This window comes from Mucilaginibacter mali, from assembly GCF_013283875.1.
In the GTDB taxonomy this organism is placed as follows: domain Bacteria; phylum Bacteroidota; class Bacteroidia; order Sphingobacteriales; family Sphingobacteriaceae; genus Mucilaginibacter; species Mucilaginibacter mali.
In genome coordinates this window covers 3,808,640-3,822,210 of record NZ_CP054139.1, presented here as the reverse complement: position 1 = coordinate 3,822,210, position 13,571 = coordinate 3,808,640, and the positions used below count along the sequence as shown (strand labels likewise).

17 protein-coding genes are annotated in these 13,571 nt (G+C 44.2%); 13 read left to right on the top strand and 4 right to left on the bottom strand.

Annotated features, from left to right (window positions below; translation table 11 throughout):
• Positions 1-83 precede the first annotated feature (83 nt).
• From HQ865_RS15855 to HQ865_RS15800, 12 genes are all read left to right on the top strand, one after another.
• Positions 84-1,145, top strand: coding sequence for a COX15/CtaA family protein (locus HQ865_RS15855; RefSeq protein WP_173415833.1), 1,062 nt, complete (start codon positions 84-86; stop codon positions 1,143-1,145).
• Entirely contained in the window at positions 1,142-2,029 is an 888-nt protein-coding gene (gene cyoE, locus HQ865_RS15850) for a heme o synthase (protein ID WP_173415832.1), read from the top strand. Before HQ865_RS15855 ends, cyoE begins: the two co-directional genes overlap by 4 nt.
• A 3-nt stretch (positions 2,030-2,032) precedes the next feature.
• Entirely contained in the window at positions 2,033-2,620 is a 588-nt protein-coding gene (locus HQ865_RS15845) for a cytochrome c oxidase subunit 3 (protein WP_237073482.1), read from the top strand.
• 21 nt (positions 2,621-2,641) lie between these two features.
• On the top strand, positions 2,642-3,361 hold the full coding sequence (locus HQ865_RS15840) for a cytochrome c oxidase subunit 3 (RefSeq protein ID WP_173415831.1): 720 nt from the start codon (positions 2,642-2,644) through the stop codon (positions 3,359-3,361).
• A 21-nt stretch (positions 3,362-3,382) separates the two neighbouring features.
• Positions 3,383-3,739, top strand: a complete 357-nt coding sequence (locus HQ865_RS15835) for a cytochrome C oxidase subunit IV family protein (RefSeq protein WP_173415830.1) — start codon at positions 3,383-3,385, stop codon at positions 3,737-3,739.
• A 5-nt stretch (positions 3,740-3,744) separates the two neighbouring features.
• Positions 3,745-4,437, top strand: a complete 693-nt coding sequence (locus tag HQ865_RS15830) for an SCO family protein (RefSeq protein WP_173415829.1) — start codon at positions 3,745-3,747, stop codon at positions 4,435-4,437.
• Positions 4,438-4,693: 256 nt separating this feature from the next.
• Positions 4,694-5,266, top strand: coding sequence for a DUF420 domain-containing protein (locus HQ865_RS15825; RefSeq protein ID WP_173415828.1), 573 nt, complete (start codon positions 4,694-4,696; stop codon positions 5,264-5,266).
• Between the two features lie 187 nt (positions 5,267-5,453).
• Complete coding sequence (locus HQ865_RS15820) at positions 5,454-5,705, top strand: hypothetical protein (RefSeq protein WP_173415827.1); 252 nt, start codon at positions 5,454-5,456, stop codon at positions 5,703-5,705.
• An 82-nt stretch (positions 5,706-5,787) separates the two neighbouring features.
• Entirely contained in the window at positions 5,788-6,195 is a 408-nt protein-coding gene (locus tag HQ865_RS15815; protein ID WP_173415826.1) for a DUF983 domain-containing protein, read from the top strand.
• Positions 6,173-6,835 carry a DUF2461 domain-containing protein gene (locus HQ865_RS15810; protein WP_173415825.1) on the top strand — a complete coding sequence of 221 codons (663 nt, stop codon included), beginning with the start codon at positions 6,173-6,175 and terminating at the stop codon, positions 6,833-6,835. Before HQ865_RS15815 ends, HQ865_RS15810 begins: the two co-directional genes overlap by 23 nt.
• A gap of 20 nt (positions 6,836-6,855) precedes the next feature.
• Positions 6,856-7,704, top strand: a complete 849-nt coding sequence (locus HQ865_RS15805) for an OmpA family protein (protein ID WP_173415824.1) — start codon at positions 6,856-6,858, stop codon at positions 7,702-7,704.
• A gap of 90 nt (positions 7,705-7,794) precedes the next feature.
• On the top strand, positions 7,795-8,568 hold the full coding sequence (locus tag HQ865_RS15800; RefSeq protein WP_173415823.1) for a metallophosphoesterase family protein: 774 nt from the start codon (positions 7,795-7,797) through the stop codon (positions 8,566-8,568).
• A 63-nt stretch (positions 8,569-8,631) separates the two neighbouring features.
• Here the strand turns inward: HQ865_RS15800 and rfbC are convergent, their stop codons facing one another.
• The 3 genes from rfbC to HQ865_RS15785 are packed head-to-tail and all read right to left on the bottom strand — an operon-like array spanning position 8,632 to position 11,298.
• Positions 8,632-9,180 (bottom strand): dTDP-4-dehydrorhamnose 3,5-epimerase, encoded by a 549-nt coding sequence (gene rfbC, locus HQ865_RS15795; protein WP_173415822.1) that lies wholly within the window; start codon positions 9,178-9,180, stop codon positions 8,632-8,634.
• Positions 9,177-9,485 (bottom strand): DUF4286 family protein, encoded by a 309-nt coding sequence (locus HQ865_RS15790; RefSeq protein WP_173415821.1) that lies wholly within the window; start codon positions 9,483-9,485, stop codon positions 9,177-9,179. Before HQ865_RS15790 ends, rfbC begins: the two co-directional genes overlap by 4 nt.
• A gap of 19 nt (positions 9,486-9,504) precedes the next feature.
• The gene (locus HQ865_RS15785; protein ID WP_173415820.1) at positions 9,505-11,298 is read right to left on the bottom strand and encodes a tetratricopeptide repeat protein; all 1,794 of its coding nucleotides are present in this window, start codon (positions 11,296-11,298) and stop codon (positions 9,505-9,507) included.
• 91 nt (positions 11,299-11,389) lie between these two features.
• Here HQ865_RS15785 and HQ865_RS15780 point away from each other — a divergent pair, with 91 nt between their 5' ends.
• Entirely contained in the window at positions 11,390-12,718 is a 1,329-nt protein-coding gene (locus HQ865_RS15780; RefSeq protein WP_173415819.1) for a DNA methyltransferase, read from the top strand.
• On the opposite strand, the gene HQ865_RS15775 is transcribed toward HQ865_RS15780, so the two are convergent.
• Entirely contained in the window at positions 12,675-13,505 is an 831-nt protein-coding gene (locus tag HQ865_RS15775; RefSeq protein ID WP_173415818.1) for a hypothetical protein, read from the bottom strand. The genes HQ865_RS15780 and HQ865_RS15775 overlap by 44 nt on opposite strands.
• Positions 13,506-13,571 lie beyond the last annotated feature (66 nt).

The window sequence follows — 13,571 nt, the reverse complement described above, 5'->3', positions numbered from 1 at the left end:
ATTTCTAACTACGGACTATCGACTTAAGGCTACTGACTACAGGCTTAGAACTACCGGCTTAAGAGTCGCGACTTAGAAGAAGAATGAGTAAAGCATCAGCAAAAGAACGGTTTCGGAAATTTAACCTTACTGCAATTATTTTGCTATTTGTTGTGATTTTGGCGGGTGGTGTGGTGCGCAGCTCTGGTTCGGGTATGGGATGCCCGGATTGGCCTAAATGTTTTGGTGGCTATATCCCGCCCACCAACGTATCGCAATTACCGGCCGATTATAAAGAGAAATACGTGGCCGGTCGCAAGAAAAAGAACGACCGCTTTGCTAAAACACTTGATGTATTTGGCTATAGCGAACTTGCCACCCGCATCCGCGAAGACAAGTCGATACTGGTTCCCGAAGAATTTAATGCTGTTAAAACCTGGATAGAATATGCCAATCGCATAGCAGGCGTTTTATCAGGCATATTTTTATTGCTGACGGCTATCTACTCATTCAATTACAGGGGGATTAATAACTGGATACCTGTAGCAAGCGTTTTTAACTTGCTTTTGGTTGTTTTCCAGGGATGGTTAGGTTCTATCGTGGTTTCAACCAATTTGGTGGCATGGATAGTTACTGTACATATGCTGCTGGCATTAGCCATACTGGCATTGTGCATTTATAGTTACCACGCCGCGAAAGTGGTGGGCAGGCCCAAAATGGCTATAAAAGGCTTTTTATACCTGCTGGCCGTGGCCGTATTAATATTAAGCATTGTACAGATCACTTTTGGTACATCGGTACGCGAAAAGATAGACGAGGTTTCGGCCCATTTACAAGGCGGTTACCGCCAGGATTGGGTAGCAAAAGCCGGTGATATATTTAACCAACACCGCGACATAGCGCTGGCAGTTTTTGTGTTGAATGTGATGTTGTATGGTTTGATCCGCAAAAGTTACAGCCGCCACTCCATACAGCAGCAAATAATGAGTTTTATTTTTTTGATGATCATGCTGCAAATAGGCACAGGCATAGCGCTGTCATACTTCGCGCTGCCGCCTTTCGCGCAGGCATCGCACATTGTACTGGCCAGTTTGGTGTTTGGCGCGCAGTTTTACCTGCTGCTCAATTTATCACGGTCGGTTAATAACAGGGGGGCATTGGCATGACAGGGAAAGACTTTTCAAAACTGATCAAAACCAGGCTTACCTTTTTGGTAGTGTTCTCGGCGTCGATATCATTTATTATTGGTGTTAAGCATAACCCTAATCCCGAGGCTTCGTTGTACAGCACACAAATGTGGATCAACTGGCTGAAGCTGGTTATCGGCGGCTTTTTGGTAACATCGGCAGCCAATTGCTTTAACGAGGTGATTGAAAAAGACCTGGATAAGCTGATGAAGCGCACCATGGACCGCCCGATGCCTGCCGGACGTATGACCACCGGGCAAGGTTTGGTACTGGGTTTGGGTATGGGCATAGCCGGAACTTATCTGCTGGGCAGCCTGAATTTGCTGACCGGCCTGCTATCGGTATTTTCGATATTGCTATACGCATTCGCTTATACGCCTTTGAAGCAAAAATCACCCATCGCGGTTTTTGTTGGCGCTATACCGGGTGCATTGCCACCACTTATCGGTTATGTAGCCGCGCAGCCACATGGCCGGATAGATGAAATTGCCCTGATCCTGTTCGGGATACAATTTGTATGGCAGTTCCCGCATTTTTGGGCTATCGCCTGGGTGCTTGACGATGATTATAAACTGGCGGGTTTCCGCCTGCTGCCCAGCGGCGGGCGCGATAAAGTGAGCGCCGCCATTACGTTTTTGTTTACCGCCATCCTGGTGCCGGTAAGTTTACTCCCAACTATTTACCACTATGGCGGTTATTATGTAGGGGGCGTATCGCTGGTGTGCAGTTTGATATTTTTATACCAGGGATTTGTACTTTTGCGCACCTGCGAAATTAAAGCGGCCCGATCGCTGATGTTCGGATCGTTCTTTTATTTGCCGGTGGTGCAATTAATGTTTTTGTTTGATTTTATTGCGAAATAAATAATGATGGCTCAGTTACAACAAGATAACGAGAAGATACAACAGCTTGGCGCCAAAAAGTTTAACATGTGGATCTTTATTTTCTGCTCGTTTATGCTTTTCGCGGCCTTTAGCAGCGGCTTTATCGTATATGCCGGCGGCAAGGGGCACGGGTTGAATGTGATATTGCCTGCATCGTTCAGGTACAGCACTATTGTGCTGGTAATAAGCAGCATTACGCTGTTTATGGCATCAAGGGCGGCCAAACAGAACGAGCGCGGCCTGCAGGGACTGTTTTTATGGCTCACCATTGGTTTAGGCATCACCTTTTTATGCCTGCAGGTTTATGGCTGGTACATCCTGTCGTACAAAATGCAGGTGTTTTTAACCGACCCGAACGCGTCGCGGTCGTTTGTTTATGTGATCACTTTTATGCATATCCTGCACATTTTGGGCGGCCTGGTATGGCTGGGCGCTGCATTGGCGGGCAGCATTAAAGGGATACCACAGGTTAAGAATTTATATCGGATGGAAATGTCAGCTATTTTTTGGCATTTCTTGGATATTATATGGATTTATCTATACGTTTTTTTACTTTTGAATCAAATTTAAACATCTCTTATTTTAGTACAGATGAGTACAACAACATCACAAATTGACGAAGTAAAGACCACAGCCTGGGCCGGGGGCCGTTCGCCATTCTCGGTTGAGTATGGCAAGCTAATGATGTGGTTCTTCCTGCTTTCGGATGCGTTTACATTTTCAACGTTACTGATCTCTTACGGCGCGTTGCGTTTCAGCTCTCCAAGCTGGCCTGCACCCGATCTGGTTTTCCAATCAGTACCATTAACCAGCATAACCCATGGCGCGCCACTGGTGTTTGTAGGTATCATGACCTTTATCCTGATCGCCAGTTCGGTAACGATGGTTTTGGCGGTAGAGGCCGGTCATCGTAATGCTAAAAAAGAGGTTGTTTGGTGGATGATAGCTACCGTTATTGGTGGTTTCATGTTCCTGGGTTGCCAGGCTTTAGAATGGACACACCTGCACGAAGAAGGTTTTTGGTGGGGACATATCCCAAGCCACGAAGCGCTAAAAGAGTTCTTCCACGATGAGAAACTGGTTAACCCGGTTTATACACAGCAGTTTGCTAACCTGTTCTTCACTATCACCGGTTTCCACGGTTTCCACGTATTTAGCGGGGTGATCATCAATATCGTTATAACGATTAACGTTTTACTGGGCACCTACCAAAAACGTGGCAGCTACCTGATGATTGAAAAAGTTGGCCTTTACTGGCACTTTGTAGACCTTGTTTGGGTATTTGTATTTACATTCTTCTATTTAGTTTAAAACATCACAACCTGATATATTATGTCATCAGCAACACACCATCTGCACGAAGATCACGGCGACCACGAAGGAATGACCAAGAAGAAGATCTTCCAGGTATTGGGGATCCTGACCGCTATAACCGCTATTGAGTTTTTTATAGCACTTTATATGGTGCCGCACCATATAATTGAATACGGCGTGGCTAACCCTATATACATTATATTAACACTTGCAAAAGCTTATTTTATTGTTGCATTCTTCATGCACTTAAAATTTGAAGCAACGGCCTTAATTTACACTATTATAGTGCCTATTCTGTTTATCATCGGTTTAATACTGGTGCTGACCAACGAAAGCCACCATTGGGTAGATGTACATCAAGCTGCCGGTTACTGAGATAAATGAGCAGCATAAAAAAGATAGTGATCCTGGTACTGATATTAGCGGTACCAGGATTTTTATATTATTTACTAACCAGTCAGGGTAAAAACAGGTACAAACCGCTGCCCTTTTATGGCCCCAAGCCGCTCTCGGGCACATTTCATACCTTTCATGGTAAAAAGATCCCCGATACGCTTTTTCACAAAGCGGGCGACTTTAATTTGCTGGATCAGGATGGCAAACCCGTATCGTTCAAAACCCTTGAGGGGCAAATACTGGTGATCAGTTTTTTTTATACCCATTGCCCGGATATCTGCACAAAGGTGAATGCCAATATGGATAGCCTGGCGGGATATTACATCAAAAACAAGCTGGTAACGTTTGCATCGATAACGGTCGATCCGCAAAGAGATAACGCTGCCGTATTGAAAAGCTTCGCCGCCCAATACAGGCAGCCGGCCAGCAAATGGAAGTTCCTGACCGGCGATACCACCACAATTTATACATTGGCCCGCAAGGGACTATTTGTGGATGCCCTGCAAAGCGGTAAAGACGAATTTATAGCCAGCAGCAAAATTGTACTGCTGGATCCGGAGCGCCGCATCAGGGGGTACTACGATGGTACATCCGCCACGGATGTTACGCGATTGGTGGATGAGTTGAAGGTGCAGATATCGGAAGAGTTGCGGAAGAAGGAGAAGCCGTTGTATTGATTTTGTAGAGACGCATAATTGCGTCTCCCGTATACAGATCGGTCGCGCAGGCTTGAGCCACAAATATGTGGCTCTACATTGGGCAACTGTTGGTGTTGACACCAACAACCCCCACTGGCTTCAGTTTGTAACTGAAGCCTGCGGATAAGATAAAGTCTGTGACTTTATTAACATAGCAACGCAAGTCACAGACTTGCAGATATCAATGGGCTTCAGTTATAAACTGAAGCCAGTGTGAATAGCGATAATAAAAAGAATGACAGATAAATTTATATTTCGTTTTGTAGCCGCTGTATCGGTGTTTGTATTTTTAGTAGTAGTGTTACTGAACAGGAAAGTATTGCCTCCGCCCGAACATCTGCCATCGTTCACTATTTACCTGCCTAAGCTAAACGCCATTTTAAATGGTACCTGTGCGTTTTTACTGGTGCTTTCCCTCATCTTTATCAGGATGGGGAATATTGCGGTGCATAAAAGCATCAACATAGCAGCCTTCTGCTTGTCCTCGCTGTTTTTGGTATCGTACATTACGTTTCACTATATGGCGCCCGAGACCATCTTTGGCGACATTAATGGTGATGGCGTGCTGGACGCGATGGAAAAAGCCGCGATTGGTAGCGTACGTACCATTTATCTAACCATACTGATATCGCACATCATCCTGGCCGCTGCCGTATTACCATTGATATTACTAAGCTTTTACCGCGGCCTGCAAATGCAGGTAGAAAAACACCGCAAACTGGTACGCTGGACCTACCCGATATGGCTGTATGTAACCATTACCGGCGTAGTGGTTTACCTGTTGATATCGCCGTATTATCATTTTTAATTTTAGTGATGATTTGACTTAACCACAAAGGGCACAAAGGTTTTCACAAAGGACACAAAGGAATATAATTTGCACAAACCACTGGAGTGTCAGTGTTTTTCTTTGTGTTCTTTGTGCTTATTTATTCCCGCAAATTCTTTGTGTCCTTTGTGGTTAAATCACCCGAAATATTCCGTAAATTTGTAACATGAAAAGCTTCCGATTGCTTTTAGCTGTTATGGTGTTGATGCTGGCCGCGGGCAGTGTGAAAACTGCAAACGCGCAATGCGCCATGTGTTCTACCATGGTAGAAACCAATAACAAAAGCGGCGCCGGTACCACCAAAGGTTTAAATAACGGCGTGATGTATCTGCTTGCAGCCCCTTACCTGGCCGTAGGTACGGTGGGTTTCGTGTGGTATCGAAAATACCGTCGCAAAAATGCGGCCAACCCCGCGTAGTTCATCATTCGTTTTGAGTGAATTATTGTACGATCATACTTTTTGATTTTCTAAAAATCTACCCCAAAATTACTATTAGATAATGGCCGAAACACCTAAAGTATGGGCAATGTTGCATGGCAAATGCCCGCGTTGCCGCAGGGGAGATATGTTTAAGGGGCCGATGTATTCGCTGCGGTCGGCGGGGATGCGCGATGTTTGCCCGCATTGTAATTTACTGTTCGAGATAGAGCCGGGGTACTTTTACGCCGCCATGTACGTAAGCTACGCCATGAACGTAGCCGAACTGGTTACGCTGGCTTTAGGCACATGGTTGCTTACCGGCAATATGGAATCGCCCTGGTTATATTTAAGTGTCATTTTATCGGGATGCCTTTTGCTGGCGCCTTTTAATTACCGATATTCGCGTATATTGATGTTATATTGGCTGTCGCCCAAAATACATTACCAGCCGCATTTAGATACCGATGATCACCCAACAAACGCTTGACTTTATAACCGAAATAAAGGAAAATAACAACCGCGAATGGTTCCTTGATAATAAAGACAAATACCAGCTTGCTTATGATAACATTGTACAATTTACCGGCGATGTTTTAAAAGAGCTAAGCAAGATAGATCCCCTGGTGGATGCGCACACCGATCCAAAAAAATGCATCATGCGCATTTACCGCGATATCCGCTTCAGCAAAGATAAAACCCCGTATAAGCACTGGATAGGCATTCATAAGCTAAGCCAGGGCAGGTACGCTGCCGGTATAGGCTACTATATGCATATCGAACCAGGTAACTCGTTTGTAGGCGGGGGCTACTGGATGCCTGAGGGCGAACATGTAAAAATGATCCGCCAGGAGATAGATTACAACGCTACCGATTTTAAAGCCATCGTAGATAAGTCCTCGTTCAAAAAAACATTTGGTGAATTCCGTGACCAGGAGCAATTGAAAACCATCCCTAATGGTTATGACGCTGATAACGAAAACATCAGCCTGCTGAAACTAAAAAGCTTTGCCGCTGTTCATCAGCTTAAAGATGCCGAACTGAAAAAAATCGATATCGCGAAAAATGTTGCCGGGGTATTTAAGGAACTTTACCCTTTGCTTGGCTTTTTACAAAACGCACTTGTTTAACCACTAACCCATCATATGATATGAAAATGAAGTATTTGCTGTTAGCCTTGTTTGCCGGTATCGCGCTGCAATCGTGCGTGGTATTGTCGCCTAAAAAATATAAAGCCCTGCTGGCCCAGCGCGATTCGCTGTCGTCGCGCACGATGAGCCTGGAAGACGAACGCAGTAGGCTGCAAGGCGATACCGCCCGTCTGCATCACGAAATTGCCGACCTGAAAAAGAATATCAGCGACCTGAACGATAACCTGGCCACCGCCAACAAAAATATCGACGCGCTGAATGGTAAATACAATGCGTCATCAAGCAAAGTAACTCAGCTATCAGGCGATTTGGCCAAACGTGAAGCACGCCTGAAAGAGGTGGAAGATATTTTGCGCAAACGAGACGAAGCTACCAATGCGCTGAAGGAAAAATTGCAAAAAGCGCTGTTAGGCTTCACGCAGAACGGATTGTCGGTTGATATCCGTAATGGCAAGGTGTATGTATCGCTTACCGATAAGTTGCTATTCCCGTCGGGCAGTATTATAATTGATGATAAGGGTAAGCAAGCGTTGAAACAACTGGCTGCGGTACTAAATAAAGAAACGGATATCAATATGGCAGTTGAAGGCCATACCGACGATAAAAAGATAAAAAACCTTGGCCAGATAAAAGATAACTGGGACCTGAGCGTATTACGTGCCACATCGGTAACCCGCTATCTTACCGAAGTCGAAAATATCGATCCTCACCGTTTAACAGCCACCGGCAAGGGCGAATTCCAACCGATAGACACCAGCAATACACCTGAAGGTTTAGCCAGGAACAGGCGCATAGAGATTGTACTATCACCTAAGCTGGATGAGCTGTATAATTTGATAACGAAGTAATACCCCTCCCAACCCTCCCCGAAAGGGAGGGCTTTTGGGGAAGCTTGTATTTTAAAGTCCGCTCCTTTGGAGAGGATTTAGGAGAGGTTTATGCAGCTATACGCCATTATATCAGACATACACGGCAATGCTTTAGCACTGGAAGCAGTTTTAGCAGATATTAAAAGCCGTGGTATCAGTAATACCATTAACCTGGGCGATTTCTTTTTCGGAGCGTTGGAGCCTGAGAAGGTTGCAGACTTATTGCGCCAAAACCCGATGTTATGCATCACCGGGAATACGGACAGAGAAATACTGGAAGCTATTGATAACCCATCGGGCAAGCATAAACCGGGTATGGATAGAGTGGTAGGGGATTTGTCGGACGAAAGCATCAATTGGATGCGAGGGCTGCCGAAAACCGCTACCTGTGATAGCTTGTTTTTTGTATGCCACGGCACGCCCGAAAGCGATAATGAGTATTTGTTAGAAAAGGTAACCGCCAACGGCGTATTTGTTTATAACGATGAAGATCTGATTGCAAAAACACAACACATAGCCGAGCGCATTATCCTGTGTGGCCACTCGCATGTAAACCGGATGATCTGGTTATCGAACGGAAAAATTATCCTGAATCCCGGTAGTGTTGGCTTGCCGGCTTACCTGGGTACCGGCGAGCACCGTTTCGCAATGGAGTCGATGACGCCGCATGCCAAATATGCGATAGTTAGCGCAGAAGGCAATGACATTAATATAGAACAAGTACTTTGCACTTACGATTGGAAAGCCGCCGCCGAAACCGCCAGGCAAAATGGCAATCCCGACGCGGCCAGGTTCTTGCTACACGGCAGGATGCCAAAAGATTTGCGGGTAGTGATCAGTTAATCCGAGATTAGAAATCAGGCAAACAATATAGCCAAAGTGATATTCTCACTAATGACTAATGACCTAAAACGGACTTACAAAATCGTTAAACGAAGGCAGTACCAGGTCTTTTGGTGATAATATTGCATCGCCAGCGTCGATACCCCAATCGATGTTTAAAGTTGGATCGTTCCATATCACACCTATTTCTGAAGCTTTATCGTAAACGTTGGTTACTTTGTAGGTGAAAATGGTATCATCCTCAAGCGTTACAAAGCCATGTAAAAAGCCGGGCGGAACCCAAAATTGTACATGGTTATCTCCACTCAATTCAACAGTAACATACTGTCCGTAGGTTGGCGAGTTTTTGCGGATATCAACCGCTACATCCAGTACCCGGCCTTGAATAACACGCACCAGTTTACCTTGTGCAAATGGATCGGCCTGGCCGTGTAAGCCGCGTAAAGCCCCTTTTTGAGAGAACGATTGATTGTCTTGTACAAAGGTATCCGTAATTCCAGCGGCAACGTATTTTTGCTGGTTATAGCTTTCATAAAAATAACCGCGGTCATCAGGGAAAATACGTGGTTCGATTATTAACAGGCCATCAATGGCGGTGGTTTTTACATTCATTTTTCGTCAATCAATTGCATTAAGGTATTAAAAAGCACAAACCTGTTCTCGAACTTTTGGTTATGTAGTTGGTGAAACCAGTTTGAGTGCTTGTTCCGAAAGTATGTATAGTTACCCTCTTTATCGGTAATAAACTGCACACAATAAGTTACGCCCTCGTTTGGCGAATCTAACACTGAAAGAATTTTATAGGAATTGAACCAACCGGTTTTCATAATGGCCGGTATCTGTTCTGTTTGCATCCAGGTAAGCCATTCGTCTTTAATGGCTTCATCCATTACGTAGGTTTCGTTGTATACGATCATCAGGGCAAAAATACGGATTTTATAGTTGGCCGTTCATTTTATCGCCTCTTAAAATCCTGAAACGTTTGCGTGCATCGTTAATAAACAGGCTGCCGGGGTAATCGGTGATGATCTTTTGATAAAAGGTTTTCGCTTTTTCTTTATCATTCAGGTGGTTCTCGTAAATATCGCCCAGCATAAAAACCGCGTCATCTGCCCAAAGCTCGGTTTTGTGCTCGTCAACTATTTTTTGCAGTAAAGGGGCGGCACCCGAATAATCGTTTTGCTGGATATGGATGCGTGCCTTCGCCATCAGGATATCATCGGCCAGTTCGTTATTGGGGAATTTCTTATCGATGCTATCAAGCGCCATCAGGGCTTTATCCGGCTGTTCTTTAAATATCCACAAATCGGCACGGGCATAAATTTTCAAGGCGGCGCCGGTGCTATCCTCTTCAATATTATCCTTAATTAACAGCGATAAATTCAAGGCATCGTTAGCAATTAATTGGGTGGTAGCAGCTTTCAACACATCTAACTGTCCTTTGGCCCATGCAAAATCGCCGGTGTAATAAGCCAGTTTGGCGTTGCGCAGTTTAGCATCCTGTACTGTGGCTACATCGGCGTTACTTTTTTCAACCTGGCTGTAAATTAGGGTAGCTTCCCAGGGCTGGTTGCTCATTACGTACACATCGCCCAAATCAAGCTTGCAGGCGGCCAGCATAGATGTATTGAGGTTGGGCAGCTTGATCATCTCCTCCAGCAGCTTTTGCGCTTCGGGGAGTTTGTGCATTTTAAATGCCTGTAAGCGGGCCAGTTTTTGCATGGCGAAGGCGGTGCCATTGTTCCGGCCAAACTCGGTGAGCAGTTCAAAGTAATCTTTTTCCAAGCCCTCCAGATCGGCCTGGGTGTACTTGCCCGATGTTACTTTAAGATTTTTGGTGTTGATCAGTTCAACCTTGGCGGCTACGTAGATCTGCTGGTCTTTTGCACTTTTGGCGATAATGTATTCGTACCCGCGGATGGCCTCGTCATAAGCTTCGTTACTTACCAGGGTTTGGCAAAGTTCAAAAATGCTGCTGCCATCGTCATTACGCCTGCGGCTTAGTGCTATGGCCTGGTTAAGGGCCTGCTCGTAATCTTTAATTTGCAGGTATTGCCAGGTAAGCAGATCGGCAAATATCACTTGTTGAGGGGCGGCCTGTATACGTTTCAGCAGTTCGGTTTTTAGCATATCGTAATCGGCATTGTTCTCAAATACGCCGGCCATGGTGTTTTCGGCCGAATTGATATAGCCGGGATTCAACGGTAAAAAGTTGAGGTATTCGTTGATCAGCGGCGCTTTCTGATGTTTAAAACGGTACAGGCTGATGAGTTCAAGCGTAAATGCCTGATCGTTATGTAAAGTCTTGCGCCCCTGCTGAAATATGCGAACGGCCACATCCGAATTTTCTGACTGGTAAAACTGGGTGGCTAATTGCACAATACTATTATAATCGGTAGGCAGGTTCTTCAGCAGGTCATCGTAAACTTTTTCAGCTTTTTCGGGGTGCCCCTGCTCGCGGTATACCTTGCCCAGCGCTATGGCATACTGAAAATCGGCCGGGTGCTTTTTCATCATCTTTTTGGTGATGCTCTCGGCCTCGTCTGTTTTTTTCAGTGCAAGCAGGCTATTCAGATAGCCGGTGTAGTAGGCATCGTTATCCTGCTTATACAGGCGCTGATATATTTCCAGGGCCTTTTGCTCCTCGCCATTGGCGCTAAATTGCTGCGCCAGTTGCAGGTCGGTGTTTTGGGCAAACACCGTGCTAAATCCTAAAAGCAGGAGGATCAATGTGATATATTTTTTTAGATAAAAAAACATTTATGTCACTTGTTGATTTGTGTTAAAACCGGTTAATTTGTGTCGAAATCAGTAATCTAATATGGGAAATACTTTTCTAACTATTGATGAAGTTGCTAAAAAGTTACAAGTAACCCGCCAAACAGTTTCTAAATATATTATAAATAACGAGCTGAATGCAATTAAGGTAAACAAAAGTTATAGAATATTAGAGGATGATTTCATCAACTTTATCTTATCAAATTCAACACTCGAAAGGCCGGTACGCTTTTATCTTAAAAAAAGCCGCAATTGTATTTTAGATTACGATGGTAAGGTTTCGGAACACGCGCTGCTTAGCGAAAGCGCCAGTGGGACGTTAACTCATACCGATCAGCAACACAGCGGCCCTTATAACAGCTTATTTTTTGGCGATAATTTAGAAGTATTAAAAATATTAAGTAAAGAACTGCAAGGCAAGGTCGACCTGATCTATATCGACCCGCCATTTGCCACAGGTAATGATTTTGCTGATATCGACAATCAACACGCTTACTCGGATAAACTGACGCATAATGAGTTTATAGAGTTTATCAGGCAAAGGTTAATTTTATTGAGGGATATCCTTTCGGATAAAGGCAGCATTTACCTGCATATAGATAAAAAGATAGGGCATTACATTAAAATTGTAATGGACGAAATTTTTGGCTACGACAATTTTATCAATGATATTACCCGCATTAAGTGCAACCCAAAAAACTTTGCAAGAAATGCCTACGGGAATTATTCGGACATGATCCTTTTTTACGCGAAGAAGCGGGATAACAATATCTGGAATAATATAAAAGAAGACCTGTCTGAAAGGAAAATAGAGGAACTGTTCCCTAAAAAACACCCTCAGCATGGGCGATACACTACCCACCCCTTACATGCCCCCGGCGAAACCCTTTCGGGAGATACCGGGAAGGAATGGAACGGCTTAATGCCCCCTAAAGGCAGGCACTGGAGGTATAGCCGGGAAGAACTGACACGGCTTGAAAGTTTGGGATTGATAGAATGGTCGGAAAAAGGGAACCCGCGAAAAATTGTTTACGCGAAAGACCACGCCGGCGTTAAAACCCAGGATGTTTGGGAATATAAGGATAAAGGATTATCGTACTCTGACTATCCTACGCAAAAAAATATAGATTTGTTAAACCGTATTATCCTCAACTCTTCCAATCCCGGATCTATTGTTTTAGATTGCTTTGCAGGTTCGGGGACTACACTTATCGCCGCCGCTAAATTAAACAGGCATTGGGTAGGTATAGATAATTCGCAACATGCTATTGATACCATTAAAAAGCTTTTTAACAAGGAAGATATAAAATACAACCTGTTTGAGCATGTTACAGAAACCCACCAAGGTATTCATCTAACAGCAGCGCACTGATAATATTATAGGGCGATTCCTGGATATTTACCGCCTCTTTATTATTAATTAACCTGCCGCTTAAATTATGTATAGCCCAGGGGAAACCATCAACAATACCGATACGAATTACAGAACCGCGTTGTTTTGAGCAAAATTGTACTACCTCGCCAACCTGTTTTTCCTGGTTGCCGCCTGGTTGCCCTATCCATTTGGCTTCGCCAATAATGTAGGTACTGTTTACTTTTACAAAAAGATCGGGCCTTTTAGGCAGATCCTGCTTTAGTACATCGTTAACAAACCTTTTAGCTTCTTCTTCGCTGGCATGCAGATTCACTATTCCGGTATCCGAGTTCATGAACTCATCCGCATGCAAAGATTTATATCTGTTTTTAAGCCACTTGGTAAACATCGGTCCCATTTGGGTGTTGATCTTGGGCGCTGATTCCAGCCTGACCACCACTTCTTCGGCCGTCATCGAATATAAAGAATCTGCTATACGCTGCACTTGCCGCGGGTTATTATCAAAACACCCTTTAACGGATTTTAATAAATACCATATCGGGTCATCGTAGGGGAATTTGGTAAGGTTTTTTAACAAGCTGAATAATTTGGGGGTGTCCCGAGCCGCATGAGCCATCATGATCTCCCTGCTCAATTCTTTGTTCAACCGCGTTGGTACAGCAATTTGAAAAGGATATATTTCCAGTATTTGATCTAAATAGTTATTATTATTAAACAGATCTAAACTTTTCTTTATCCACGGGTTTAAATGTTCATGGATATTTATATCAATTTTTCGAGGCATATTGAATACTAAGCTAAGAAAAAAAAGAAGCGGCAGGAAAGTAAAATTGTAGTGACATACTGCATC

What these genes read in the sequence shown, in the direction of transcription:
- HQ865_RS15805 (WP_173415824.1), top strand. Translation starts at nt 6,856, where the DNA reads ATGAAAATGAAGTATTTGCTGTTAGCCTTGTTTGCCGGTATCGCGCTG.
- HQ865_RS15835 (WP_173415830.1), top strand. Translation starts at nt 3,383, where the DNA reads ATGTCATCAGCAACACACCATCTGCACGAAGATCACGGCGACCACGAA.
- HQ865_RS15830 (WP_173415829.1), top strand. Translation starts at nt 3,745, where the DNA reads ATGAGCAGCATAAAAAAGATAGTGATCCTGGTACTGATATTAGCGGTA.
- HQ865_RS15815 (WP_173415826.1), top strand. Translation starts at nt 5,788, where the DNA reads ATGGCCGAAACACCTAAAGTATGGGCAATGTTGCATGGCAAATGCCCG.
- cyoE (WP_173415832.1), top strand. Translation starts at nt 1,142, where the DNA reads ATGACAGGGAAAGACTTTTCAAAACTGATCAAAACCAGGCTTACCTTT.
- HQ865_RS15790 (WP_173415821.1), bottom strand. Translation starts at nt 9,485, where the DNA reads ATGATCGTATACAACGAAACCTACGTAATGGATGAAGCCATTAAAGAC.
- HQ865_RS15825 (WP_173415828.1), top strand. Translation starts at nt 4,694, where the DNA reads ATGACAGATAAATTTATATTTCGTTTTGTAGCCGCTGTATCGGTGTTT.
- HQ865_RS15780 (WP_173415819.1), top strand. Translation starts at nt 11,390, where the DNA reads ATGGGAAATACTTTTCTAACTATTGATGAAGTTGCTAAAAAGTTACAA.
- HQ865_RS15840 (WP_173415831.1), top strand. Translation starts at nt 2,642, where the DNA reads ATGAGTACAACAACATCACAAATTGACGAAGTAAAGACCACAGCCTGG.
- rfbC (WP_173415822.1), bottom strand. Translation starts at nt 9,180, where the DNA reads ATGAATGTAAAAACCACCGCCATTGATGGCCTGTTAATAATCGAACCA.
- HQ865_RS15775 (WP_173415818.1), bottom strand. Translation starts at nt 13,505, where the DNA reads ATGCCTCGAAAAATTGATATAAATATCCATGAACATTTAAACCCGTGG.
- HQ865_RS15855 (WP_173415833.1), top strand. Translation starts at nt 84, where the DNA reads ATGAGTAAAGCATCAGCAAAAGAACGGTTTCGGAAATTTAACCTTACT.
- HQ865_RS15820 (WP_173415827.1), top strand. Translation starts at nt 5,454, where the DNA reads ATGAAAAGCTTCCGATTGCTTTTAGCTGTTATGGTGTTGATGCTGGCC.
- HQ865_RS15800 (WP_173415823.1), top strand. Translation starts at nt 7,795, where the DNA reads ATGCAGCTATACGCCATTATATCAGACATACACGGCAATGCTTTAGCA.
- HQ865_RS15810 (WP_173415825.1), top strand. Translation starts at nt 6,173, where the DNA reads ATGATCACCCAACAAACGCTTGACTTTATAACCGAAATAAAGGAAAAT.
- HQ865_RS15845 (WP_237073482.1), top strand. Translation starts at nt 2,033, where the DNA reads ATGATGGCTCAGTTACAACAAGATAACGAGAAGATACAACAGCTTGGC.